The organism is Pseudoclavibacter endophyticus (genome assembly GCF_008831085.1).
Classification (GTDB): Bacteria; Actinomycetota; Actinomycetes; order Actinomycetales; family Microbacteriaceae; genus Pseudoclavibacter; species Pseudoclavibacter endophyticus.
On the sequence record NZ_WBJY01000001.1, the window covers coordinates 919,868 to 943,301 of the forward strand.

General features: G+C 70.4%; 20 protein-coding genes. 10 read left to right on the forward strand and 10 right to left on the reverse strand.

The window, feature by feature from the left end; translation table 11 throughout:
- Positions 1-53: 53 nt before the first annotated feature.
- The 3 genes from F8O04_RS03935 to F8O04_RS03945 form a co-directional block, all read right to left on the reverse strand.
- Positions 54-1,721: a DNA repair helicase XPB gene (locus tag F8O04_RS03935; protein ID WP_158028014.1), complete on the reverse strand. Its 1,668-nt coding sequence runs from the start codon at positions 1,719-1,721 to the stop codon at positions 54-56.
- A 71-nt stretch (positions 1,722-1,792) separates the two neighbouring features.
- Positions 1,793-3,502, reverse strand: coding sequence for a helicase-associated domain-containing protein (locus F8O04_RS03940; RefSeq protein WP_158028015.1), 1,710 nt, complete (start codon positions 3,500-3,502; stop codon positions 1,793-1,795).
- A gap of 8 nt (positions 3,503-3,510) precedes the next feature.
- Positions 3,511-3,777, reverse strand: coding sequence for a hypothetical protein (locus F8O04_RS03945; protein ID WP_158028016.1), 267 nt, complete (start codon positions 3,775-3,777; stop codon positions 3,511-3,513).
- Between the two features lie 219 nt (positions 3,778-3,996).
- Here F8O04_RS03945 and F8O04_RS03950 point away from each other — a divergent pair, with 219 nt between their 5' ends.
- Positions 3,997-4,380 carry a cold-shock protein gene (locus tag F8O04_RS03950; RefSeq protein WP_158028017.1) on the forward strand — a complete coding sequence of 128 codons (384 nt, stop codon included), beginning with the start codon at positions 3,997-3,999 and terminating at the stop codon, positions 4,378-4,380.
- Entirely contained in the window at positions 4,373-5,362 is a 990-nt protein-coding gene (locus F8O04_RS03955; RefSeq protein ID WP_158028018.1) for a DUF3027 domain-containing protein, read from the forward strand. Before F8O04_RS03950 ends, F8O04_RS03955 begins: the two co-directional genes overlap by 8 nt.
- A 26-nt stretch (positions 5,363-5,388) precedes the next feature.
- Here F8O04_RS03955 and serC read toward each other — a convergent pair whose 3' ends face one another.
- Positions 5,389-6,504, reverse strand: a complete 1,116-nt coding sequence (serC, locus tag F8O04_RS03960; protein WP_158028019.1) for a phosphoserine transaminase — start codon at positions 6,502-6,504, stop codon at positions 5,389-5,391.
- Positions 6,505-6,612: 108 nt separating this feature from the next.
- Between serC and F8O04_RS03965 the strand changes: the two genes are divergently transcribed.
- The 6 genes from F8O04_RS03965 to F8O04_RS03990 all read left to right on the forward strand — a co-directional run bounded on the left by F8O04_RS03965 (position 6,613) and on the right by F8O04_RS03990 (position 13,759).
- The gene (locus tag F8O04_RS03965) at positions 6,613-7,335 is read left to right on the forward strand and encodes a metal-dependent transcriptional regulator (RefSeq protein ID WP_158028020.1); all 723 of its coding nucleotides are present in this window, start codon (positions 6,613-6,615) and stop codon (positions 7,333-7,335) included.
- A gap of 337 nt (positions 7,336-7,672) precedes the next feature.
- Positions 7,673-8,857: a hypothetical protein gene (locus tag F8O04_RS03970; RefSeq protein ID WP_158028021.1), complete on the forward strand. Its 1,185-nt coding sequence runs from the start codon at positions 7,673-7,675 to the stop codon at positions 8,855-8,857.
- 274 nt (positions 8,858-9,131) lie between these two features.
- Positions 9,132-10,187, forward strand: coding sequence for a C40 family peptidase (locus tag F8O04_RS14990; RefSeq protein WP_225734856.1), 1,056 nt, complete (start codon positions 9,132-9,134; stop codon positions 10,185-10,187).
- A 232-nt stretch (positions 10,188-10,419) separates the two neighbouring features.
- The gene (locus tag F8O04_RS03980) at positions 10,420-11,430 is read left to right on the forward strand and encodes an NlpC/P60 family protein (RefSeq protein WP_158028022.1); all 1,011 of its coding nucleotides are present in this window, start codon (positions 10,420-10,422) and stop codon (positions 11,428-11,430) included.
- 325 nt (positions 11,431-11,755) lie between these two features.
- Positions 11,756-12,820 carry a peptidoglycan DD-metalloendopeptidase family protein gene (locus tag F8O04_RS03985; protein WP_158028023.1) on the forward strand — a complete coding sequence of 355 codons (1,065 nt, stop codon included), beginning with the start codon at positions 11,756-11,758 and terminating at the stop codon, positions 12,818-12,820.
- A 432-nt stretch (positions 12,821-13,252) separates the two neighbouring features.
- Positions 13,253-13,759, forward strand: a complete 507-nt coding sequence (locus tag F8O04_RS03990) for an HNH endonuclease (protein WP_158028024.1) — start codon at positions 13,253-13,255, stop codon at positions 13,757-13,759.
- 15 nt (positions 13,760-13,774) lie between these two features.
- On the opposite strand, the gene F8O04_RS03995 is transcribed toward F8O04_RS03990, so the two are convergent.
- Positions 13,775-14,272: an SRPBCC family protein gene (locus F8O04_RS03995; protein ID WP_158028025.1), complete on the reverse strand. Its 498-nt coding sequence runs from the start codon at positions 14,270-14,272 to the stop codon at positions 13,775-13,777.
- 102 nt (positions 14,273-14,374) lie between these two features.
- The gene (locus F8O04_RS04000) at positions 14,375-15,043 is read right to left on the reverse strand and encodes an AIM24 family protein (RefSeq protein ID WP_158028026.1); all 669 of its coding nucleotides are present in this window, start codon (positions 15,041-15,043) and stop codon (positions 14,375-14,377) included.
- Between the two features lie 310 nt (positions 15,044-15,353).
- Here F8O04_RS04000 and ectB point away from each other — a divergent pair, with 310 nt between their 5' ends.
- Both ectB and F8O04_RS04010 read left to right on the forward strand, forming a co-directional pair.
- Positions 15,354-16,625, forward strand: a complete 1,272-nt coding sequence (gene ectB, locus F8O04_RS04005) for a diaminobutyrate--2-oxoglutarate transaminase (protein WP_158028027.1) — start codon at positions 15,354-15,356, stop codon at positions 16,623-16,625.
- A 277-nt stretch (positions 16,626-16,902) separates the two neighbouring features.
- Complete coding sequence (locus tag F8O04_RS04010; RefSeq protein ID WP_158028028.1) at positions 16,903-18,318, forward strand: aldehyde dehydrogenase family protein; 1,416 nt, start codon at positions 16,903-16,905, stop codon at positions 18,316-18,318.
- Between the two features lie 86 nt (positions 18,319-18,404).
- Here F8O04_RS04010 and F8O04_RS04015 read toward each other — a convergent pair whose 3' ends face one another.
- The 4 genes from F8O04_RS04015 to mgtE form a co-directional block, all read right to left on the reverse strand.
- On the reverse strand, positions 18,405-19,415 hold the full coding sequence (locus tag F8O04_RS04015) for an NAD(P)-dependent alcohol dehydrogenase (protein ID WP_158028029.1): 1,011 nt from the start codon (positions 19,413-19,415) through the stop codon (positions 18,405-18,407).
- 161 nt (positions 19,416-19,576) lie between these two features.
- Positions 19,577-20,050 (reverse strand): aconitase X swivel domain-containing protein, encoded by a 474-nt coding sequence (locus F8O04_RS04020; protein WP_158028030.1) that lies wholly within the window; start codon positions 20,048-20,050, stop codon positions 19,577-19,579.
- Positions 20,047-21,330: an aconitase X gene (locus F8O04_RS04025; RefSeq protein ID WP_158028031.1), complete on the reverse strand. Its 1,284-nt coding sequence runs from the start codon at positions 21,328-21,330 to the stop codon at positions 20,047-20,049. Before F8O04_RS04025 ends, F8O04_RS04020 begins: the two co-directional genes overlap by 4 nt.
- A 177-nt stretch (positions 21,331-21,507) precedes the next feature.
- Positions 21,508-22,854, reverse strand: coding sequence for a magnesium transporter (gene mgtE, locus F8O04_RS04030; RefSeq protein WP_158028032.1), 1,347 nt, complete (start codon positions 22,852-22,854; stop codon positions 21,508-21,510).
- Positions 22,855-23,434 lie beyond the last annotated feature (580 nt).

Sequence of the window (23,434 nt, forward strand, 5' to 3'; positions counted from 1 at the left end):
CTCCCGGTGGGCGCACGCATCGTTGCGCCGCGCCGGGGCGGCGGCCCCGGCGACTAGGCCGATGCCGCCTCGAGCACGTCGGCGCCGTCGACGATCGTGTAGGCGTAGCCCTGCTCCGACAGGAATCGCTGGCGATTCTGTGCAAAGTCCTGGTCGACCGTGTCGCGCGCCACGAGCGTGTAGAACGACGCCGTCACTCCCGACGACGACGGGCGCAGCAGGCGGCCGAGGCGTTGCGCCTCCTCCTGCCGCGAACCGTACGAGCCGGACACCTGGATGGCGACCGAGGCATCCGGCAGATCGACGGAGAAGTTCGCCACCTTCGAGACGACGAGCACGGGCGTGGTGCCGTCGCGGAACGCCTGGTACAGCTCCTCGCGCTCGGCGACCGGCGTCTGCCCCGTCAGTTTCGGTACGCCGAGCGCCTCCGAGATCTCGGCGATCTGGTCGAGGTACTGGGCGATGACCAGGATGTTCTCGCCCCGGTGCCGGTCGATGAGCGACCGCACGATGGGCAGCTTCGCGGGCGCGCTGGCCGCGATGCGGTAGCGTTCCTCATCCGAGGCGGCCGCGTACTGCATCCGGTCTTCATAGGGCAGATCGATGCGCACCTCGAAGCACTCCGCCGGCGAGATGTACCCCTGCGCCTCGATGTCTTTCCAGGGCGCGTCAAACCGCTTGGGGCCGATGAGGCTGAACACGTCGCCCTCGCGGCCGTCCTCGCGCACGAGCGTCGCCGTGAGCCCGAGCCGGCGGCGCGCCTGCAGCTCGGCGGTCAACTTGAACACGGGCGCCGGCAGCAGGTGCACCTCGTCGTAGACGATGAGGCCCCAGTCGAGGGCATCGAGCAGCGACAGATGCGTGTAGGCGCCCTTCCGGCGCGCGGTGAGGATCTGATAGGTCGCGATCGTGACCGGCTTGATCTCTTTCATCTCGCCGGAGTACTCGCCGATCTCGTCGTCGGTGAGGGTCGTGCGCTCGAGCAGTTCGTGACGCCATTGCCGCGCCGACACGGTATTGGTCACGAGGATGAGCGTGTTCGTCTTCGCAGCGGCCATGGCGCCGGCGCCGACGATCGTCTTGCCTGCGCCGCAGGGCAACACGACGACGCCGGATCCGCCCACGAAGAAATGATCAACGGCGTCGCGCTGGTAGCCGCGCATCGACCACTCGACCTCGTCGAGCGCGATCGCGTGCGGCGTCCCCGGCGTGTAACCCGCCAGATCCTCCGCGGGCCAGCCGAGCTTGACGAGTTGCTGCTTGAGCTCGCCGCGCGCCCACGGCTCCACCGAGACCACTCCATCGGCCACCTCGCCTCGCAGCATCGGCGCGACCTTCTTGCTGCGGGTGACGGTGCGCAGCACCGCCTCGTCGTCGCTGCTGAGCACGAGCGCGCCCGGCTCCGCGTCGTCGCGCTCATCGCGTTCGATCACGAGGCGTCCGTAGCGGGCGACCGTGTCGCGCAGATCGACGGCGACGGCGTCCGGGATGGGGAACTTCGCGTACCGCTCCAGTGTTTCGAGCATCTGCTCGGCCGTGTGTCCCGCAGCTCGGGCGTTCCACAGCCCGAGCTGCGTGATCCGGTAGGTGTGGACGTGCTCGGGGGCGCGCTCGAGCTCGGCGAAAACCGCGAGCGCGTGGCGCGCGTCATTGGCCTCGGGGTGTGCGACCTCGAGGAGGACCGTTCGATCGCTCTGCACGATCAGGGGACCACCAGGCATAGCGCACCATGCTACCGCCGCGATGTGTCACCGGCGCTCGCGGGCGGCGAACCCGGGGCGCGGCCCGGCGGCTACGGCGCGTCGTCGAGCAGTTCGATGGCGTCGAGCGGGAACGTCCGCTCGACGTCGGCCTCCGGGTCGATGACGCGAAGCCAGCGCGGCGTCATGCTCGCGGGGATGACCGTCATCACGACTGGCTCGGCACCTTCGACGGTCACACGGATGCGCATCACCGACTTTGCGCGGCGTGCGCGCTCGAGGCGCTGCTGCAGCCAGGCATTCGACTCGTCGCCGTCGCCCTGACGGCGGGCGTCGTCGCGAAGGGCGACAGCGAAGCGGTGCACGGCGGCCGAGATGGTGAGCCGGGGCGGCGGCGCTGTGCGCGGCTGACGAGGGCCGAGGGGCGTGCCGTGCTCGTCCTCGAGCATGACGGGCAGCCTGGCCTCCGTGAGCACGCTTGCCGCGTGCTCTGGCGACAACAGCGAGTCGAGCGAACCGTCGGGCCGGCGGCGCAGTCGCAGCGCCCCGAGCGACTGGTCGACCTCGAGTCGATCAAGCAGTTCGTGGTCGGTGCTCTGGATGCGCGTGCCACTCCCGAGTGGACGCAGGCGGATGAGGCCATGGCGGGCGCTCGCCTCGGCGATCAGGTAGGTCACCGGCTGCGGCAGGGGCACGATCGACAGCTGGGTGAGACGTCGCGTGATCTCGGCCTCGTCGAGGCCCGTCGCGAAGGCGCGGGCGAGTGACGCCGTCGAGAGCCGATAGGTGGATGCCGTGCCTCGGCGTTCGAGATCGGCGACGGTCCGAAGGCGCGTCTCGGCCTCCGGGGCGAGCGGCCCCGGCGCGACGATGCTGAGGTCGGGCTGCACGTACACCTGCTGGATCTCGGCGGGGAGCCCGCGCTCGATGGCTGCGGCGGCGTCGTCGAGCCGGTCGTCCAGCAGGTGCTTGCCCGCCTCGGTGAGGGTTCCGTCGACGAGCAGCCCGAGCTCCAGCGCACCCGTCACCGCGTCGATGCCGCGGTCGGTGCTCGACGCATCGGTTCGGGCGCCCCCGTGTGCATCGGTGCGGCCGAGCACGGCCTCACGGTCGGCGACGCTGAGTCGGTCGAGCCAGGTCTCGGCCATGGTGCGCCACCGCTCGATTCGCGGTCCGCGTTCGAGCGCCCGTCCTCGCTCGGTCGGTACCCAGGCATCGTCGGCGGGTCCGGCGACGCCCGCCCGATACATGTCGTCGACGACGGCCTCGACGAACGCCGGGGTGAGCTGGAGCTCCGCGGCGATTCGCCGCACGTCGACCCCAGCGAGGCGTGAGCCGAGGCGACCGTCGCGCGCTGCCCGGGTGCCCCCGTCGAAGTCGGCGACGAGGTCGGCGACGAGTGCTGCGAGTGCCTGGGCGCGCTCCGCTCCCCGGGCGTCCCTGCCAGCGTCGGGAAGGGAGAGCGCCGGGGCTTCGCTGACGGGCGTGGCGCAGGCCAGCACGTCGGCAATGGCGGCGCGCGCGGCGGGCACGAGCTGCGGCCCGGGCTCGCCCGGAACGGCGAGCGCCAAGGCCTGCGCCCGGTCGAGTGCGGCCGGGTCGCCCATGGCCATTCGGCGCGCCGCGCGCCAGCCGAGCCGCTCGATCGACCCCCGTACGTGCCCTGGGTCGACGAGCCACTCGGCGATGTCGACGATGCCCGACGACGACCTTGGCGGTACGCGGCGCAGCACGACCAATCGCTCGAGCTGCTCGGTGTTGAAGGTGCGCAGCAGGCGAATAATCGGGAGAACGCCGTCCATTCGGCGCGTCAGTCCCGCGCGCGGTGTCTGCGGTTTTGGACGATACGCGCGATTACGAGCCCGATCAGGAGAAGGACGGCCAGCGGCAGGCCGAAGTAGGCGACGAGAAAAGCGACCTGCCAGCCGGGCGCCGTCAGGGAGGCCGCCGGTACACCGAGGAGCGGGGCCATGAGCACGGCGATCAGGCACAGGAACGCGACGACGCCGATGCCGATCGCCATGAACGCGACGATGCGCTCGACGTTCGAAACCGGTGCCTGCTCTTCTGTGCCCACCGGAGCATCCTACTCGCACGCGTCGACGGCCTAGACTGGTCGGGTGCGCATCGGGGCCGGCGACGTCGTCGCGGGCCCCGGTCTCGAGCGGGGGAGATTCGGCCCGATGCGGTGACACGTACGACCGGCGGCGCAGGACCGACCGGCGCCGGGCGCGCAATCCGCGAGACCTGCGCACACGAACGATGCGTCGACGACGCAAGAGCAAGGAGAGTGGCCATGCCTACCGGCAAGGTGAAGTTTTACGACGAGGCCAAGGGCTTCGGGTTCGTCGCGAGTGATGACGGGCAGGAGGTGTTTCTGCATGCGACGGCGCTCCCGGACGATATGACGGCGCTCAAGCCCGGAACGCGCGTCGAGTTCGGCATCGCCGATGGCCGCAAGGGGGCCCAGGCGCTTGCCGTGCGCGTGCTCGAGACGCCGCCGAGCATCGTCAAAGCGCGTCGGAAGGCGCCGGATGACATGGCCGTCATCGTGGAGGACCTCGTGAAGCTCCTCGACAAGGTGGGCGGCGATCTCCGACGCGGCCGTTACCCGGATCCGAAGTCGGGTACCAGGGTGGCCGCGGTGCTCCGCAAGGTTGCGGACGATCTCGATGCCTGACGCCACGGACGACGCCGCCGACTACGGGGCGGAGCAGGAGCACGGGGCGGAACAGGAGCACGAGGTGGAACCGGAGCACGTGGGCGCGCCTGCGGGCGACGACGACGAATCGCGAGATGACTGGGACGCGAACGACGACGTGCTCGTGTTCCCCGACCTCGACCCCGCGCGCCCCGGGGTCGCCGCACTGCCCAGCCCGGTGGCCTTCCAGCAGGACGACGCGTCGGCCGCGGCGACGATCGAGATCGCTCGCGCAGCCCTGCACGAGGTCACCGCGTCGGACGACGTGGGAGCGTTTGCGGGGTTCGAGGATGTCGGTGACGCCGATGACGGCGTCTTCATCGCGCGCTTCGAGACGAATCTGGCAGGCTACCCCGACTGGTTCTGGACGGTCGCAATGGTGCAGCTCGCTGGCGAGGAGCGGCCGAGCATCTTGGAAACCGAGATGCTGCCCGGCGAGGGCGCCCGGCTCTCTCCCTCGTGGGTGCCCTGGGCGGAGCGGCTGGCCTCGTACCGAGCCGAACACGATGAGCCCGGGCGATCGGCGGAATCAGACGTCGAGGTTGCCGACGCCGCTCCGCGCGCGCGGGCACTCGGCCGGCGCGAACGCCGCCGGGTCCGCACGAGGGTGACGCCGGAGCAGCGTGCCGGGGTGTCGGACGATGCTTCGCCACAGGAAGGCTCGCCGAATCCGGCGCTCGCGGAGGCCGCGGCCCAGTCGGGTGAGCGTGGCGTCGATGTGCCGATCGAGACAGGCGTGAGTGAGGGGGATGCCGAAGTTGAGGCGCGCGCGATCGACGCCGCCGCCCCCAAGCGCGGTCGCCGGAGCATGGTGAGCCCTCGGCGGCGAGTTTCGGTCGCGAGCCGGTCCGAGCGGCGGGCGACGCGAGAACGGCCGGTCGGCGAGACGGGCGAACGTGCTGTCGACGAAGAACGTGCTGCCGCCGAGCCGAGGTCGTCGGACGGCGACGAGCACCAGTAGCAGATGCGCGGTCAGCCGAGGCGGGGTCAGGCGAGGCGCTCGACCACGTAATCGATGGCGCGAGTGAGGCGCTTGACATCGTCGGGGTCGACCGAGGTGAACGTCGCGATTCGAAGCTGATTGCGGCCGAGCTTGCGGTACGGCTCGGTGTCGAGGACCCCGTTGTCGCGCAGCGCCGCCGCGACCGCCGCCGCATCGACGGTCTCGTCGAAGTCAATCGTCACGACCACCTGCGAGCGTTCGGCCGGGTCGGCGACGAAGGGCGTCGCGTAGGGGCGGGCGTCGGCCCACTCGTACAGCGCCCGCGACGACGCGGACGTCCGCGACGCGGCCCACGCGAGTCCGCCGTTGTCGAGCATCCACCGCAATTGTTCGTCGATGAGCAGCAGGGTCGCGATGGCGGGCGTGTTGAGCGTCTGGTTCTTGCGCGAGTTCTCGAGGGCGTGCGTGAGACCGAGCGAGTCGGGGATGTATCGGCCGGATGCTCCGATCCGTTCGATGCGATCGATCGCGGCGGGCGATACCGCCGCAAACCAGACGCCACCGTCGGCGCCGAAGTTCTTCTGGGGCGCGAAATAGTAGACGTCGGTCTCGGCCAGCACGACCTCCACGCCGCCGGCGGCGCTCGTCGCGTCGATCACGGTGAGCGCCCCGGGCGCTTCGATGCGGCGCACCGGGGCCATCGCGCCGGTCGAGGTCTCGTTGTGTGGCCACGCGTAGACGTCGACGCCCTCGGTCACGGTCGGCACGGCCACCGAGCCGGGCTCGGCGCGCACGACGACGGGTTCTGCGAGCCAGGGGGCGCGCGACGATGCCGCCGCGAACTTGGCACCGAACTCGCCGAAGGCGCCGTGGGCGCTCCGGTGCTCGATGAGGCCGAAGACGGCTGCGTCCCAGAACGCCGTTGAACCGCCGTTCGACAACAGCATCTCGTACCCGTCCGGCAGGTCGAAGAGGGCGGCGAAGCGTTCGCGGACACGACCGACGAGGGCCTTGACCGCGGGCTGTCGGTGGGAGGTGCCGAGCACAGTCGCCGAGCTCCCGACGAGGTGGTCGACCTGGCCCGGACGGACCACCGATGGTCCGCATCCGAATCGACCGTCGAGCGGAAGCAATTCTGTGGGGATGCGCACCTGAGTCATGCCGTCAGCGTACCGGCGCGGTCAGCATGGGCCGCGGGCGCCACGGATACCCTGCATGGTCTGGCGCGCCGCTAGGCTGGCAGGTGCGAGCGCGCAAGGGAGGCTGATGTGACTGGTCTGGTCAACACGACCGAGATGTACTTGCGCACGATCCTTGACCTCGAAGAAGAGGGGATCGTCCCGCTCCGTGCGCGCATCTCGGAGCGGCTCGGCCACTCCGGCCCGACGGTCTCGCAGACCATCTCCCGCATGGAGCGCGACGGCCTCGTGGAGGTCGCGACCGATCGGCGGCTCATGCTCACCGACAATGGCAGGGAAATGGCGGTGCGCGTCCTTCGCAAGCACCGCCTCGCCGAGGGTTTGCTCGCCAACGTGATCGGGCTCGATCTCGCGCAGGTCCACGAAGAGGCCTGTCGCTGGGAGCACGTCATGAGTGAGGAGGCCGAGCGGCGCATCTTCGAACTGCTCGGCCGACCCGTCGAGTCGCCCTACGGCACGCCGATCCCGGGCCTCGAGGAGTTCGGTGTGCCGGCCGCTTCGCCCTTCCTGGCCGGCGTCGATTCGCTTGACTCGCTCGTCCCCGTCGGCGGTGCCGGCGAGGTGGCCGGGCGCATCCGCCGCTTCGGGGAGCCGGTCCAGGCGGACCTTGAGTCGCTTCGCGTGCTGCGGGAGGCCGGCATCCTTCCCGGCGTCGAGGTCACGGCGCACGGTGAGGGCGACCGCATCGTGCTGCGAACCGCCGACGGCGGCGACGCGGCGCTCGAGGTGAGCCTCGGCCGGCCGATCGCGGCCCACATCTACATTTCCCGCTCGTCGTCTTCTGCCGCCTGAGCCGGCGCGCTCTCCCGCCTGGGGCGGCTCTCCGGAAGGAGCGGACGACCGGACGCGGTCGACAGGGACGGTAGCTGGCGGCCTCGCCTTCCGGAGGATCGCGCGCGTCGCCGGATCGGCGAACCGCCGCCCCTGGAGGTGGCCCGCCTGCGCGACAGGCCGGCGCACTCAGGAGTCACGACGGATCGCCTTCTACCCTCCAACTGGCGCTAACAAGGAGCGACACGCCGTAAGCGTTGCGTCATCGTAATGAAGGTGTGGCTGATGTTGCTGGTGTGAGAGACGAGGTAGTCTCGACCCCTGATCGTGTGCGCGAAAGCGCGCTGAGAGGATTCGAATGAGTGACGAGCACGCCGAGCGCGAGGCCGGTGGCGCGAGCCCGAGTCGGCGGGACCGCCGCGCTCGTGAGCGACGCGTCGGCACGCGCGCGGCGCAGCGCGCGGAGCGCTCGGCTTCCGCCGCTGAGCTCGCTGCAGAGGCCCTCGCGTTGGCGGACGCGGCGGTCGGCGCCGGCGAGGAGTCGGGTCAGTCGAGCGGAGGCGAGGGGGTCTCGGTCGACGTCGACGCGAGTCCGCCAGACCTCGACGCAATTCCGCCGGATTTCGACTCGACGTCGCCTGACGTCGACGCAGAACCGGCCGGGATCGAGGGGGTTTCGCCTCGCGAAGTGGCGCCCGATGACGGCGGGAACGTTCGCGACCGCTCTTCCGGCGCTGCCGAAGCGCGACTGGACCCGGATGCTTCCGGGCGCATTGTCACGGCACCCGTCGGCGCCGCGGCGGTGAGTGCGGCCACGCAGATGCTCCTCCCGCTCGCCGACGACGTCGGGGTCGCTTCGGACGAAACCGAGGTCGGCCCCTCGCGGCGACCGCCCATTGATGGTGCGACCGTCGCGGGTGGCCCGGAGGCGGTGCCTGCGCGCCGCTCCAGGCCTGTCAGCACGCGCGCGCGGGTTCCGGTGGCGCTGGCGCAGCGTCGTCGCCTGCGCACCGCCTGGCTCTCCTCCGCCGCCGGGGTCGGGATGCTCGCCATGGCTGGGTACGTTTGGCTGCTGAGCTTGCCGCCGACCGGTGCGGACGACGGACGCCCTGCCGTGGGTGTCACGATCTCGAGCACGAGTCCGGCGGGCGAACAGGGCGTCCCGCTCTCGGGAACGCACGCTCCGGCGAGTGATGATGCCGCGTCGACGGGCGGCGCGGCCTCCGACGGCGGGGGGCCTGACGCGGACGTTCCGCAGACGCCGGTCGATGACGCCTCCTCTGGGGGAGACCCCGTCGAGGATGCGGGCGCCGACGCGACGCAGTCGAGCGGCGACGACGTCGGCGCTCCCGCGCCCTCGACGGGCGGTGCGGTGGAGCCCGCGGAGGAAACCACGCCGACCGCGTCCGGCCGGCCCACGGTGACCGATTCGCCCATGCCCTCGACCGAACCGGGTCTGAGCGTGCCCCCGACCTGCGAGATCGCCGGTGGTGCGACCACGCCGGTGCCGACGGCTGACGGGGTCGACTGTCCGGCCCCCTAACGTCGCGGGATCGATGTCGTGATCATTCGCGGAGCTCGACCCGCCAGGAATTGACACGCCCGGAAAATCCCCGCTGATCTGCGATTTCCAGTCAATCCCCATGCATTCGTGATCGTGCCGTGACATTTCCGTGATCTGTCGTTACACTCGATCCCGGTGTCACGACAAACGGTCGCTGCATCAACCGTGAATCGCACGTTCCCGCTCGGTTCGCGACGTTACTCAACAATTTTTGGAGCGGGGGCGTGCTATGCGCATCGTGCCGGGAGTTCGAATGACCGAGAACGCACTCACCACCGCGCCGCTCACGCGACGCGAGGCTCGCGCGATCGAGCGTCGCACTGGCCGTCGCGTCACGACCGGTTCGGTCGCCGCGGTTTCGCTCGACCTGGGCTCCGCCCCGGTTGCTCCGACGGTGCGCGACACCGCCGAGATCGAGCGCAACCCCGAGGGCGCGTTCGTCTCCGTCTTCCCAACCGAGGTCATCGGCCGCATCGCCGAGCCCGTCGAGTCTGCGCAGCCAGCGGCCGCGCCTGCGGGCTCTGCCTTCGCCCGCCCGGTGAGCGTGCGCGCCGCACGCCCGGCCGCCCTCGTTACTCGCGCCCGCCGCCGGACGGCGACGGGGCTCGGCGTGGCCGCCTCCGCTGCCGTGCTCGCCACGGCCGCAGTCGCTCTGCCCGGCGGCATCGGCGGCACGAGCCCGGTCGGCGCGCAGGACGCCGCCCAGGCCAGCCTCGTGACGGCCGGCGACAACGGCGTTGCCGGCGGCGATGACACCGCTGCGTCGGCCGCGTCGGCTCCGGCGCTCGACCTCGTCGCTGCTCCCGACCAGGCCCCCGACCGCGGTCAGTTCCAGGTGACCTCGTTCGGCGCAGAAGAGGTGCAGGAAGCCACCGAGGCGCCTGCGACGACCGGCGATGGTGGCAACGGCTCGGGCTCGACGGGCGACGGCGCTTCGACCGGCGGTGGCGGTGCGGGCACCGAGACCGCCGGCGGCGCGAGCTACGACACCTCGAGCATCGCCGGCATCGCGCAGTCGATGATGGGCGGCGGCGCCGGTTGGGCTTGTGATGAATTCACCCAGGCCGTCTACGCGCAGGCCGGGATCTCCCTTCCCCGTGGCGTCTCGGCCCAGGCGGCCGGCGGCACGCAGACGAGTAATCCGCAGGTCGGCGACCTCGTCGTCTTCTCGGGCCACATCGGCATCTACGCCGGCGGCAACATGATGTGGGACAACCCGGGCTACGCGAGCAGCTACGTCGGCTGGCAGAACGTCTACCGCTCGATGGACGTCATCCCCGGCGGTTACTACTTCGTCACGTACCGCTAAAGCGGGCGTGCAACGGCGGGGCGGGCACTCGGTGCCCGCCCCGCCGTTCGTCTGCCGTAATAGATTTGAGATCGCGCTGTGACAAATCCGTGATCTTGGAGTATCGTGTGAACGTCGATGCGCCTCGTGCGCATCACTCCCGCGGTCGGGCTGCACGCACCCGTCACTCCGCCGCGTCAGTTTTCAACCTTCGGACGGAATGCGGCACCGATCGCATGTGCATGGAGAACGAATGACCGACATCACCACCGCCGCGCCGCCGCTCACGCGGCGCCAGGCGCGCGAGATCGAACGCCGGACCGGCGAGCGCCCCGTTGCGCTCCCCGCTTCTGCTGCCGCTGCGTCAGGAGCATCCACGGCCCGCACCACCGCCGTGGCGAGCGTCTACGACACCGGGCGCATCGAGCCGAACGACAAGCTCGCTCTCGTCTCGGTGCTGCCGACCGAGGTCATCGACCGCGTCGCGGCGACGCCGAAGGCGGCTGACGTGTCGTCGGCCCCGGCGAACGGGGCCGAGTCGGCGTTCATGCGCGGCACGAGCGTCCGTGCGCCCCGCCCCGCATCGCTCGTCGCGCGCACGCGCCGACGCTCGGCCGTCGGTCTCGGCGTGGCCGCCTCCGCGGCCGTGCTGGCGACGACCGCCATCGCCCTTCCCGGCGTCGTCTCGGCGCAGCAGGGGTCGGCTCAGGCCGCGCTCGTGTCGGGCGACGACGTCGCCGGCCAGGCTGGTGCGGGCGTGACCGACGCGCAGACCGCAATCGCCCCCGCGCCCATGGTCGATCTCGTCGCCGCCCCGGAGACGGCCCCCGACCGCGGTGATCTCGCGGTGACCTCGTTCAGCGCGGACGCCGTTGAAGAGGCCGTCATCGAGACCGCCGGCGCGGCCGCTGACGGGGCGTCGTCCGGGGGCGGCGACGTTTCCGGTATCGGTGCGATCGCGGCCTCGATGGTCGGCGGCGGCTCGGGATGGCTGTGCACCGAGTTCACGGCTGCCGTCTACGCCGAGGTCGGCATCGAACTCCCGGGCCTTCTCGTCTCGGGCCAGGCCGCAGGCGGCACGCAGACGAGCGACCCGCAGGTCGGCGACCTCGTCATCTTCAACTCGGGCCACATCGGCATCTACGCCGGCGGCGGAATGATGTGGGACAACCCCGGCTACGCGAGCCCGACGGTCGGCTGGCAAAACGTCCACCGCTCGATGGATGTCATCGGCAGCGGCTACTACTTCGTGACGTACCGCTAGGTCTCGCCACGCACGAATCCTTGACACCGCGGTGCCCATCGACGATGGGACCGCGGTGTCGTGGTTTCGGCGGCGAGCCGATCGGGGTGCCATGCCGGACTGGGCGACGTGCCCCGCGGCCCGAATTCGCGCCGTGATCGGGGCGAGATGTTTCTGTGATCAAAACGTGACAATACGGCGGATGTCCGTTAACCTAGATGTCAGCCCCGCCATATCTCGTGCGCGGAGCGCCCAGACCGCCGAGCAGGCAGCTTCTGCCCCAGCCGGCCCATGCCCCGACATCGCACCGTGCGAGCGCCAGCTCTGCCGTGCCTGGAGATGATTCATGACCGCCACCCACGCAGCTCCGCCGCTGACTCGCCGCCAGGCGCGCGAGATCGAGCGCCGCACGGGCAAGCGACCGGTCGCCGTCGCCGCTCCCGTAACCGACCACGTTGCACTTGCGGCCGACGTGCGCGCCCGCATCGAGGTCGCCACTGCAACCGCTCGTGACCGCGTGCACCTCGACGCCACGTCGGCACGCACCACGACACTCTCGTTCGCCGCACATCTCGCGACGGTGGAAGAGCCCGGCGATCGCGCCGACGGCGCATCGGCGAGTGTTCCCGCCTCGTTCGGCGGCGCGCCGAGGGAGCGCGGCTCCGTCAAGGCTCCCCGCCCGGCCGCGCTCGTGCGTCGCGTCCGTCGCCGCCGTGCGACGTTCGGAGCGGTCGCCGCATCCGTCGCCGCCGTGGCATCGGTGGCCGCGGCCGCCCCGGGGCTCAACCTCGCACCGGACGTTGCGCAGGCGAGCCTCGTCAGCCCGGACACCGCGAGCGCCGAGGAGCAGACCGGCGCCATTGACACCGGTGTCGACCAAGCAGGCGGCACCGAGGGGCAGACGCAGACCGTGCCGTACGCACCCGCGCCCGAGGTCGCGCCGAACCTCAATGACTATCAGGTCATCACCGTTGCCGGTGACGGCGTCGAAAGCGCCGCCGCGGCGCCGACGCTCGCACCGCAGTTCTTCGACCCCTATCCGAGCGGGCGGATGAACGAGGGCTATGGCACTCGGGGCGGCGCGCACAACGGCATCGACATGGTCGGTGGTGGATGCGGCGCCGAGCTCGTCGCCGTCACGGGCGGCACCGTCACGTTCGCCGGCGCGCAAGGCGGCTATGGCAACCATGTCGAGCTCGATCTGGGTGACGGCACGACGATCTCGTACTCGCACCTGCAGCCGGGCGGCATCGGTGTCTCGGTCGGTCAGGTGGTGCAGGCTGGCGACCACATCGGTGCGGTGGGGACCACCGGCCACTCGACCGGCTGCCACCTGCATTTCGAAGTGAAGGTCAACGGCTCATTCATCGATCCCGTTCCGTGGCTGGCGGAGCGCGGCATCACCGCGTAGAGCACGGCACGCAGCGGGTGAGGCGGGTGGGCGACCGGTTCTGGGTCGCGCGCCCGCCTCGTCGTTTTCAGGTCCGTACGCGGCTTGTCGTGGGAGTGAACGATCCGTGACACATGTCGCCGCACAGGTCGACACGCCCGGCTGTGCCGTACTCTTGTCGCAGTCCGCAGGGAAAAAGAGGAGTGGGCATGTCCGGCGTCGCGAGCATCCGCACCACGGTTGCGTGCGCCTGCACCGGATTCCAGCACCATATGGCGGACGTCATAGCCGTGCGCGTCGCGACCACCTCCGGGTGCCGACGCGTACAGCCTGTCACCGAAGGGTGCCGCCGATGAGGGCGGTGCCCTTTTTTCGTCGCCGCGACGCCGACACCGGCGCCGCTCGACACCTCGCCTCTACCCGCGCCAGCCAGGTGCGACAGAAGGGATAGTCATGCGAACGCTCGTGTTGAACGCCGGATATGAACCCCTCGGCGTCGTCTCGGACCGCCGAGCCCTCGTGCTCGTCATGAACGGCAAGGCGAGCGTGCTCGATGCCGACGCCGAGCATCCCGTCTGCGGCGTCGATGACGCATGGGCGCGCCCACGCGTGATCCTGCTCCGCAACTACATCCGTATCCCCATGTCGCGCACCGCACCCGTGACCAGGAGAGGCGTGCTGCGGCGCGACCGTGCGCGCTGCGGCTACTGCGGCGCGACGGCGGGCACGGTCGACCACATCCTGCCGCGTTCACGCGGAGGCGTCGACTCGTGGGAGAACCTCGTGGCGTGCTGCCTGCGGTGCAACAACCTCAAGGGCGATCGCACGCCGGCAGAAATGGGCTGGTCCCTGCGCTGGAAGCCGCAGGCGCCCCGCGAGGGCGCCTGGACGGTCCGCGGGGTCGAGCGGGAGCAGCCGCAGTGGGAGCCGTACCTCGCGCCGCACACGGTCGCGGCCTGACCGGCGCGGGTCCCGTCAGTCGTCGCTCGGGTCGGGGTCGAACCGGCTCGGCCGCTGGCCGGTACCGGCGCGGCCCCGGGCCGCCGCGACGAAAGCGGCGAGGCGCGAGTGCAGTTCGCGCTCGAAGACGGGCTGCAGGAGTCGTCCGACCGTGGGCGCCGCGAGTGGCGACCGCACCTTGTACACGACCTTCCAGGTGATGCTGCTGCCGCCGTCGACCGGCTCGATGCGAATGCCTTCGCCGTAATCGGCGAGCTGCGATTGCCCCTTGATGAGCCGTGCGCTCGAGAGGCGATCCGGGTCGACCAACTCGAAGCGCAGAATGCGGCGGCGGCCGTTGCGCGACTTCGTAAAGAGTGCTGCGCCGGCCGACGGGCCGGTGGCGCCCCTGAGCCACTTCGCGGTCGCGACCGACGGATCCCACGCGGCGCGCTCGTCGCCGACGCTGTGCGCGAGGGCGAATGCCTCCGCGGGCGAGAGGGGGACGGTCGCGGAGGCTTCCAACTGTGGCATACGGCGAGTGTAGAAGCGGGTGCGTCAACCGCGTTGACGGTATGCGCAGCGAGCGGCTCCGACCTCGATCGGGTGGACGCCACCGCGGATGCTCCCCGGCGGCTACGAGGCGGCGACGACCGCCTGCCCCTCGCTCGGCTGCACGACGACGAATCCCGGCCCGTGGAACCCGAGCTGGAACGACTCACCCGAGCCACGGCCGATGAGCGACGCGGCCTTGAAGGTGCTCTTGATCTGCGGCGTGAGATTGGCCGACCAGCACACGGCGGCCTGCGGGTCGACGAAGGTGGGCTGCTGCGAGCAGTCGAGCAGCATGGGCGGCCCGTCGCTCGACACCGCGACGACGCCGGCGCCCTGCACCTGGAGGTTGAAGAGCCCGCCCGCCATCATGCCGGCGTTGCCGATCATCTTGACGTCCCACTGCAGGTTGCCATCGAATGCGAGCAAGCTCGAGGTGTTGACCGTGAGGGCGTCGCCCGTCAGCTCGATCAAGAAGACGTCTTCTGCGCGCCGCGCGAAGAACACCTCGCCGTGACCGGTGACGCGCATGACGTTGCCTCCCTCGCCCGACACCATCTTCTTCATCATGTTGCCGAGGCCCTTCGACCCCTGGTACGCGAAGTCCATCTGGCCCTGGTAGGCGACCATCGCTCCCTGGGCGGCGATGACCTCCGGCCCGAGTAGGACCCTCAGCATCTTGTTCGACTGCAGGGTCCAACGCTGGCCCGACTGCTTCTCCTGGTTGGCCTGATCAAAGAGCGCACTTCGCATTGCCGTCTCCCTCGTCCGAGGTGGGGTCGCCGCGCCGGCACCGAGCACGGAGGGACGGCGGGCCCCGCTACGCCCGTCCCAGCCGTTCCGTGGCGGGCATCTCAGCGTAGGTCGCACCGCGTGTCCGTGGCACGGGGCAGCGGGAGGAATCCGCCTCGAGGATGACAGGGCCGCCTCCGAGTCCCGACGCGCGCGCCGAGTACAATCGCCGAGATGCCGAGCGGTGCCACCGCGCATCCGCCCCGGCACGGGCACCGCAGCAGCGCTCTCGCTCGAACGCGGGCCCCGCCACACCCGAGGAGGCCTCCGCATGAACGTTGACGTATCGACCGCCGCGCTCGAATCGAACGTCCGCGGCTACTCACGCTCCTGGCCGATCGAGTTCGAGAGGGGCGTCGGCTCGACCCTCGTCGCGAGTGACGGCACCGAGTACCTCGACTTCTTCGCGGGCGCCGGCGCGCTCAACTACGGTCACAACGACCCGCGTCTCAAGCAGGTGCTCGTCGACCACCTCGCGAACGATCGCCTCGTGCACACGCTCGACACGTTCACGACGGCGCGCACCGACTTCATTCACACGTTCAAGCGTCTCGTCCTCGAGCCGCGCGGTCTTGACTACACGCTCATGTTTCCCGGCCCCGCCGGCACGACCGCCACCGAGGCGGCGCTCAAACTCGCGCGCAAGGTGACCGGCCGCACGAACATCGTGTGCTTCACCGACGCCTTCCACGGCATGACGCTCGGCGCCCTTGCCGTCACGGGCAACGCGAAGAAGCGCGGTGGCGCCGGCATCCCGCTCGCCGGGGGAACGGTCATGCCGTTCGACGGCTATCTCGGTCCAGGCGTCGACACGCTCGACTACTTCGAGTCGTCGCTTCGCGACTCGTCCAGCGGCCTCGATCTGCCTGCCGGCGTGATCGTCGAGACCGTGCAGGCAGAGGGCGGCGTCAACGTGGCGAGTGTCGCGTGGCTGCAGCGTCTTCGCGCGCTGTGCACCGAGTTCGAGCTGCCGCTCATCGTCGATGACGTGCAGATGGGATGCGGGCGTACTGGCGGGTTCTTCAGTTTCGAAGAGGCCGGCATCGTGCCCGACATTGTCGTGCTGTCGAAGTCGATCTCGGGCTTCGGCATCCCCATGTCGCTCACGATGTTCCACCCGCACTACGACGTCTGGCAGCCGGGTGAGCACAACGGCACCTTCCGCGGTATCGGCCTCGGGTTCGCGACGGCGGCCGAGGCGCTGCGGCTGTTCTGGACCGACGACGCGCTCGAGCGTGAGGTGCGACGCAAGGGCGAGCACGCCGACGAGCGGCTCCGTGCCATCGCGGCGTCGCATCCGGCCGCCGGCCTCGAGACGCGTGGACGCGGACTTGCGCGCGGGCTCGTCTTCCCCGATCCGGCCGTCGTCGAACACATCACGGCTGCCTGCTTCGGCGACGGCCTCGTCATCGAGACGGCGGGAGCCGACGACGAGGTGGTGAAGCTGTTGCCGGCGCTCACGATCGCCGACGAAGAGCTCGACCGGGGCATCGACATCATCGAGCGCGCGACCGCGAAGGTGCTTGGCGACGCCTCGGCGTGACGCATCAGCGCGATCCGCGGCGGTGACGTCGCGCTCGTCGCCGGAATCGGCCGGCGCCGAGCAACTGGGCCGAACGGACGGGGCCGCGCCCCGAGGACTTGATCCCTGGCGCACGGTTTCATGCTGCCGGTGCTCGGCCCGGCCGGCGTACAAGGTGACACGACACACTAGTGGCGTGGCCACGTGGGCCGCAGCGGCTGCGCGTGCCGCACAGTCTGCGTGACCGACGGCGCTGTCGGGTGCCGTCACCCACCCCCGCAATGAAGTGAGGAAACGAATGACCACTTACGCAAACGCCGCCGAGCTGCTCTCCGCCATTCAGCCAGCCGAAGGGGGTCGCGATGTCTTCGACCCGGCGACCGGTGAACTGGTCGGCCGGGCTCCCGTTGCCGAGCTGTCCGAGCTCGACGACATCGTCGCCCGTGCCACCGCAGCCCAGGTGTCGTGGGCGGCGCTGCCCGAGGACGAGCGCAAGGCCTACCTGGACAAGGCCGCCGACGCGATCGACGCCAACGCCGAGGCGCTCGCCGAGCTGCTCTCGCGCGAGCAGGGCAAGCCGCTCAACGGGCCGAACGCCCGCTTCGAGGTCGGCGCCTGCGCCAACTGGCTGCGTGCAACTGCGTCGTTCGATCTGAAGCCCGAGGTGCTGCTCGACGACGAGACCGGCTACTCCGAGCTCCGCTACGTGCCGCTCGGTGTCGTTGCGGCGATCAACCCCTGGAACTGGCCCATGATGATCGCCATCTGGCAGTTCGCGCCCTCGCTCCGTATGGGCAACACGGTCGTCACGAAGCCCGCCAGCTCGACGACGCTCTCGGTCGCCGCACTCGTGCACGTCATGAACGAGGTGCTCCCGGCCGACGTGCTGATCCTGCTGCCGGGCAACAGCAAGGTCGGTTCGGCGCTCACGAAGCACGAGGGCATCGCCAAGATCATGTTCACGGGCTCGACTCCGGTCGGCCGCACCATCGCCGCCGATGCCGCGAGCACCGTGAAGCGCCTCACGCTTGAGCTCGGCGGGAACGACGCGGGCATCGTGCTGCCCGACGCCGACCCGCAGGCCATCGCGGGCGACCTCTTCTGGGGCGCGTTCATCAACACGGGTCAGACGTGCGCGGCGCTCAAGCGCCTCTACGTGCACGAGGACATCTACGACGCCGTCTGCGAGGCGCTCATCGAGGTGGCAAAGAACTCGCCGATGGGCAACGGGCTCGACGAGAACAACGTGCTCGGGCCCCTGCAGAACAAGGGTCAGTACGAGACGGTGAAGGAGCTCGTCGACAAGGCGAAGGCTTCTGGAGCCCGCGTGCTGCTCGGTGGCGAGGCGAACGACGATCAGCCTGGCTACTTCTTCCCAACGACGCTCGTGGCGGACATCAGCAACGAGAACGAACTCGTTCAGCAGGAGCAGTTCGGCCCGGCGCTGCCGATCATCAAGTACTCCACGGTCGAGCAGGCGATCGAGTGGGCGAACGACTCGGAGTACGGCCTCGGGTCGTCGGTGTGGTCGTCGAACCGCGAGAAGGCGCTCGAGGTCGCCGCCAAGCTGCAGGCTGGTTCGACGTGGATCAACAAGCACGGCGCGATCGACCCGCGCGTGCCGTTCGGTGGCGCGAAGCAGTCGGGCTACGGCCTCGAGTTCGGCATCGAGGGGCTCAAGCACGTCTCGCAGCCGAAGGTCGTGTCGATCTAGGCGGCGCCGGCGACGCAGACGCGAACGCGCCCCGAGCATCCAGAGATGGATGCCCGGGGCGCGTTTTCGGTCGTGCGCCCTGGCGCTTACGGCACGCGGACGACGACGTTGCCGCGCTTGCGATTCGTGTCGACGTAGCGATGCGCCGCGACGATGTCGGTGAACTCGTACGTTCGGTCGATGACGGGTCTGAAAGCGCCGACGGTGGCGAGCTCCGCGACGCGCTCGAGCGCGTGGCGGTCGAACGGGGCATTCGCGGGGACGACGCGGATGCCCGCGCGGAGCCCGCGCATCGGTGCCTTGATCATGTCGGGCAGGCCCGCGATGACACCGAGCACCGTGCCGCCCGGCTTCACTGCAGTGGCGAGGCGCTCGAAGGGAATGTTGCCGACGTTGTCGACCACGATGTCATAGCGCGTCTGATCGTCGACGGGGTCGGTCGTCGTGTAATCGATGACCCGGTCGGCGCCGAGGGACGAGACGAGGTCGGCGTTGCGGGCGCTGCACACGCCGGTCACGTGCGCACCCGCGTGTGCCGCGAGCTGCACGGCGGCCGTGCCGACCGCGCCGGATGCGCCGTTGACGAGCACAGTGTCGCCCGCCTTGACGCCGGCGACGTCGAGATACGTGCGCGCCGTCCAGCCGCCGAAGACGATGGCGGCGCCCTCCTCGAACGAGAGGTTCGCCGGTTTGCGCACCACCGAGGTCGACGTCGTGCCGACGATCGCGTACTCGGCGTGCCCACCGAAGGCGGAGCCGAGCAGGGCGATGACCTCGTCGCCCGGCGCGACGTGCGTGACGCCCTCGCCGACGGCCTCGACGATGCCGGAACAGTCCATGCCGAGCACGGGGATGCGCGGGGCGCGGAAGCCGATCGTGAACGACGCGAGCAGACTCGTGCCCGTGGGCACCCGCTTTGCGCGGACGCGGGAGTCGGCGATACTCACGGTCGAAGCCCGGACGCCAATGAGGACCTCGCCGGGGTGGGGCGCACGGGGCTTCGCGACGCGCGCGTGACGCACGACCTCCGGCGCGCCGAATTCGCGGGAGACGGCGGCGGTCATCGCGGTGGCTGCGCTGGTGCGGTGCTCGGGCATGAGCGCTCCAAGATCGGCGGGGGCGGTCGGCGGGGGAGGCCGGCCGCGTCGTCATTCGTCGACGACACCACCATGATCCCGTTCCGACGGTGCGCTCGTCCATGGGGGGTAACCCGAGCGTCCGGGCCCGGGGCAGCGCGAGGTGATCGCCGCTGCCGGCGTCACGCCCGGCGCAGCACCGTGACGACGCCGCGATCCCCGTCGACCCGCACGAGATCCCCCGTGCGGATCTCGGCGACCGGGTCGACGCCATCGCCGAATTCGGAGACCGACGGCACGCGCGTTACAACGGCACCGAGGGCGGCCTTCGTCGTGATCGTCGTGAACACCATGGCGAGCGGCGCGGTGCCGAGCAACCGCGTGCTCTGGAAGAAACTCGCCCAGCCGCTCGATCCCTTGGCGCCGGGGAAGACCAGAACCTTGCCCGTGAAGCACACGCCCTGCAGCTCGTGGCGGCGTTCGATGATCACGCCGCGGGCCGGGTCGATGCCGCCCCACCCCGAGACAGTCTCGGACGACACGAGGGCCTCGCCTTCGACCACCCCCGGCACGAGGCCGCGACCGACGAGCTCGAGCGGGGGAGGCACCGCGTCACCGGGGGCGGTCACGCCGCCGCTGTGCTCGGTGACGCTCATCGCAGCTCGCCCCGCCAGCGGCCGGTGACCGCGGCGTCCACGCATTCCTCGAGGGTGCCGAACCACCCCTCGATGCCGAGGATCGCGGGCAGGTAGTGCACCTGCTTCGCCGAGTCGGTCGCAAACACGCGGGTGCCGCTCGGCGCCGCCTTCGACATGGCCGGGCACGAGTCGGTGAGCACTCGACCACCGGCGCGCTCGATGACCTGCGTGTAGCCCGAGGCATCGGCGATGGTGCGGAGCGCGCGCGGCGTCATGATCCACAGCTCGGTTCCGGGGTTGAGCCGCTTGCCCTCGAGGGCCGCCGCGGCCCGCTGCAGCTGATCGATGGAGGCGTGCGGGCAGCCGAGCAGCACGAAGTCGACCTCGTCGGACTCGCCCTGGCTGTTGAGCGCGTCGTAGGCCCAGCGGCGCTCGCGCTCACCGAAGTGCACCGGCTCTGGCGCGGCGCGGCCGCCGAACGCCTGCTCGATCGTCGCGGCTTCCGGGGTGATGCCGGGGATGTGGAAGAGCTCGACGCCGCCGGCCGTTGCGGTGGCGGCGCCGAAGTGCTTGAGGTCGGCGAGCTCAGGAAAGCCGAGTGCGTCGCCCGTGATGACCGGCTTGCCCTCCTGAACGACGTCGCCGACGAAGTAGCCGAGCATGCCCCAGTCCTGGAACGTCTCGGTCGCCACGTCGACCTGGAAGAGCGCGTCGCCGTAGCGCTCGCCGTCGAGGTGGTTGCCCCAGTAGGGCACGCGGCCGGTGAGGCTGGCGGCGCCCGTCGAGGCGGTGCCCTCGCAGTTCGTGCGGGCCCCGAGCACCGAGTTGGCGTAGACGACGGCCGACGACTCCATCCACGCGACGTGCTCGCCGCGAACCGGCAGGTTGCCCACCTGGTACGGCGTGCAGGTCGAGAGGATGTTGACGCCGTGCGCGCCGAAGTACGCTTCGCCGTCGGTCTGCAGCTCGACGTTCTCCGGCGGGTAGGGGACGATGTCGATCGAGTCGGGACCGAAGCCCGACTGCAGCTGGCACGTCGGCACCTTCATCCGGGGAATCGGGATGTCGTCGTCGCAGTCGAGGTTGATCACCGAGAACGACTTGGCCCAGCCGCCCTCCTCGACGAGCTTGCGTTTGACGGGCGACGGTTGCGTCATCGTGCCGGCCACGTTGCGCACGCGGCACAGCCGCTCGGCACCGAGTGCCTCGCCGTAGCGGACGAGCAGGTCCATGGCTGCCGCGGTCGCCGGGCCCTCGACGCCCTCGCGCATCCGCTGCTCTTCGTCGGTCAGGTGCATCGCTCCTCCTTCACGCGGCGCCGCGTGCCCGGGCATGCCCGCTCGCAGGGCTCCACGGCGAGCCTCGCGACCGATGCTGCTCGCACGGGCGGGGCCATGCCACCGGCATTTCACAGGCTGAAAGGTCGCACGACCGAGTGGCGCGGCGGGGCGCCGGCTGACCCTCGCCAGGCGTCCCTACAGCTGCAGCACCGTGCGGGCGACGGTGAAGTACAGCAGCAGGCCGCTCGCGTCGCAGAATGTCGAGATGAACGGTGTCGAGAACACTGCGGGATCGACCCGGCAGGCCGTCGCGAGAAGCGGGATGACCCCGCCGACCATCGCGGCGATGGGACAGTTGACCGCGATGGTGAGGCCGATGACGGCACCTATTGCAGGGCCGTACACGAGCGACGCGATGAGAAACGCCAGGACGGCGAGCACGACCCCGAGGAGCAGGCCAGTGCGGACCTCCTTGAACGCGACGCGGAGCACGTCTCTCTTCCTGATGTCGCCCAGCGCGAGTGCGCGCGTCACGGTGGTCGCCGACTGCGAGCCCGTGTTGCCGCCGATGCCCGTGACCAGCGGAATGAACAGCGCGAGCGCCACGACCTGATCGAGCGTCGCCTCGAAGATCTCGAGCACCTGCACCGTCAGGACGGCCGAAACGGCGAGCACCAGGAGCCACACGACGCGCGACTGCGCAACGCGCAGCACGGGCGTCCGAAGATAGGGGCGGCCGAGCGGCTCGCTCGCGCCGGCACGGGCCTGATCCTCCGACACCGCGTTCCTGCTCACCCTGGCCGCGTCGAGCGCGGTGAACGTACCGACAACGCGATCTTCCCTGTCGAGCACGGGCGCGAAGAGTTCATCCAGGTCGTCGAGCACGTGACGCGCGAGCACCTCGGCGGAGTCGCCGGTGTGCGTCACGAGCGGGTTGTCGCTGAGGACGTCGGCGACGGGGGCGTCCGGGCGGCCTCGTACGAGATCAAGCAAGGCCGCGACACCGATGAATCGCCCGTCGTCGCCCACGACGGGAATTCCGGCGAGCTCGTCGATCGTGTGGTCGGAGGCGCGCACCCGGTCGAGCGCGTCGGCCACGGTGGTGCTCGCCCGCACCGAGAGCGGAACGGGTGACATCTCTCGCCCGACGGTGCCCGAGGCGTAGCCGAGGACCGTCTTGACGGGCTCGAGCTGATCGGGCGGGAACTCGCGCAGCACGCGCTTCGCCACGCGCGCGGGAAGCTCATCGAGGAGCCTAGCGAGCTCGTCCGGGTCGAGCTGCGAGAACGCGTCGGCGAGGTGGTGGTGGCCCAGTTCGCTGACGAGGTCGGCCTGTGCAGCCGGGTCGAGGGCGTCGAACACCTCGATTGCGGCGTCTTTTTCGAGGAGCCGGAACGCGATCGCGGCGTGGTCGCGCGGGATGCGCTCGAGCGCCCAGACCGTGTCGCGTTCGGACGAGGCGCGAAGGTGCTCGGCGAGTTCGGTGAGCTTGCCTTCGTCGATCAAGAGGTTGATCGTGTCGGGCGTCGAAGACTCGGACATGCTGCACCTCCGCATTGGCGGGCGCGCACCGGGAGGGCCGTGGCGGGGCGCGCCGTGTCGGGAACTGCGCCAGCATAAACCTCGCCGACGACGCGCCGACGACGGGCAGGCACGGCGGGCACGGCGATCGCGGCCGAGAGGTCGGCGCACGGCGACGGTGTGCGGATGCTGCCCGTTCTGGCACCGACACCGCAGCCATCACGCGAAGGCCCCGCCTCGCCCGGGAGTGCGGGGAGGCGGGGCCGTGCGATCAGTGCCCCTGGAGGGACTCGAACCCGTTTACGTGCCGCGTGATGGCGGGCTGCCTCGCCCCGCACCCGACATGGCGCGAATTTCGGCCGCGTTTAACGACAGTCCGCCCGCACCACGCCGCGGGCGCGGCCCGGCGGCGCCGGCCGCGCCGAAAACGGTCGTTACCGGTCTGCGGCCTCGGCGCGGAAGTGCGCGACCCCGCGAGGTGAAGGATCGGAGCTGCCCCACCCGCCGATGACGCGCCATGGTGCTCTTCGAAACATTCAGTAGTGCAGCGGTCTCCCGCACTGACTTCCCTGCATCCTGGGTGTCGTGGACGAACGCATGC

Bases quoted from the DNA above. Each gene is read 5' to 3' on its own strand.
- F8O04_RS03935 (WP_158028014.1), bottom strand. From the start codon at position 1,721: ATGCCTGGTGGTCCCCTGATCGTGCAGAGCGATCGAACGGTCCTCCTC.
- F8O04_RS03940 (WP_158028015.1), bottom strand. From the start codon at position 3,502: ATGGACGGCGTTCTCCCGATTATTCGCCTGCTGCGCACCTTCAACACC.
- F8O04_RS03950 (WP_158028017.1), top strand. From the start codon at position 3,997: ATGCCTACCGGCAAGGTGAAGTTTTACGACGAGGCCAAGGGCTTCGGG.
- F8O04_RS03955 (WP_158028018.1), top strand. From the start codon at position 4,373: ATGCCTGACGCCACGGACGACGCCGCCGACTACGGGGCGGAGCAGGAG.
- serC (WP_158028019.1), bottom strand. From the start codon at position 6,504: ATGACTCAGGTGCGCATCCCCACAGAATTGCTTCCGCTCGACGGTCGA.
- F8O04_RS03970 (WP_158028021.1), top strand. From the start codon at position 7,673: ATGAGTGACGAGCACGCCGAGCGCGAGGCCGGTGGCGCGAGCCCGAGT.
- F8O04_RS14990 (WP_225734856.1), top strand. From the start codon at position 9,132: ATGACCGAGAACGCACTCACCACCGCGCCGCTCACGCGACGCGAGGCT.
- F8O04_RS03980 (WP_158028022.1), top strand. From the start codon at position 10,420: ATGACCGACATCACCACCGCCGCGCCGCCGCTCACGCGGCGCCAGGCG.
- F8O04_RS03985 (WP_158028023.1), top strand. From the start codon at position 11,756: ATGACCGCCACCCACGCAGCTCCGCCGCTGACTCGCCGCCAGGCGCGC.
- F8O04_RS03990 (WP_158028024.1), top strand. From the start codon at position 13,253: ATGCGAACGCTCGTGTTGAACGCCGGATATGAACCCCTCGGCGTCGTC.
- F8O04_RS03995 (WP_158028025.1), bottom strand. From the start codon at position 14,272: ATGCCACAGTTGGAAGCCTCCGCGACCGTCCCCCTCTCGCCCGCGGAG.
- F8O04_RS04000 (WP_158028026.1), bottom strand. From the start codon at position 15,043: ATGCGAAGTGCGCTCTTTGATCAGGCCAACCAGGAGAAGCAGTCGGGC.
- ectB (WP_158028027.1), top strand. From the start codon at position 15,354: ATGAACGTTGACGTATCGACCGCCGCGCTCGAATCGAACGTCCGCGGC.
- F8O04_RS04010 (WP_158028028.1), top strand. From the start codon at position 16,903: ATGACCACTTACGCAAACGCCGCCGAGCTGCTCTCCGCCATTCAGCCA.
- F8O04_RS04015 (WP_158028029.1), bottom strand. From the start codon at position 19,415: ATGCCCGAGCACCGCACCAGCGCAGCCACCGCGATGACCGCCGCCGTC.
- F8O04_RS04020 (WP_158028030.1), bottom strand. From the start codon at position 20,050: ATGAGCGTCACCGAGCACAGCGGCGGCGTGACCGCCCCCGGTGACGCG.
- F8O04_RS04025 (WP_158028031.1), bottom strand. From the start codon at position 21,330: ATGCACCTGACCGACGAAGAGCAGCGGATGCGCGAGGGCGTCGAGGGC.
- mgtE (WP_158028032.1), bottom strand. From the start codon at position 22,854: ATGTCCGAGTCTTCGACGCCCGACACGATCAACCTCTTGATCGACGAA.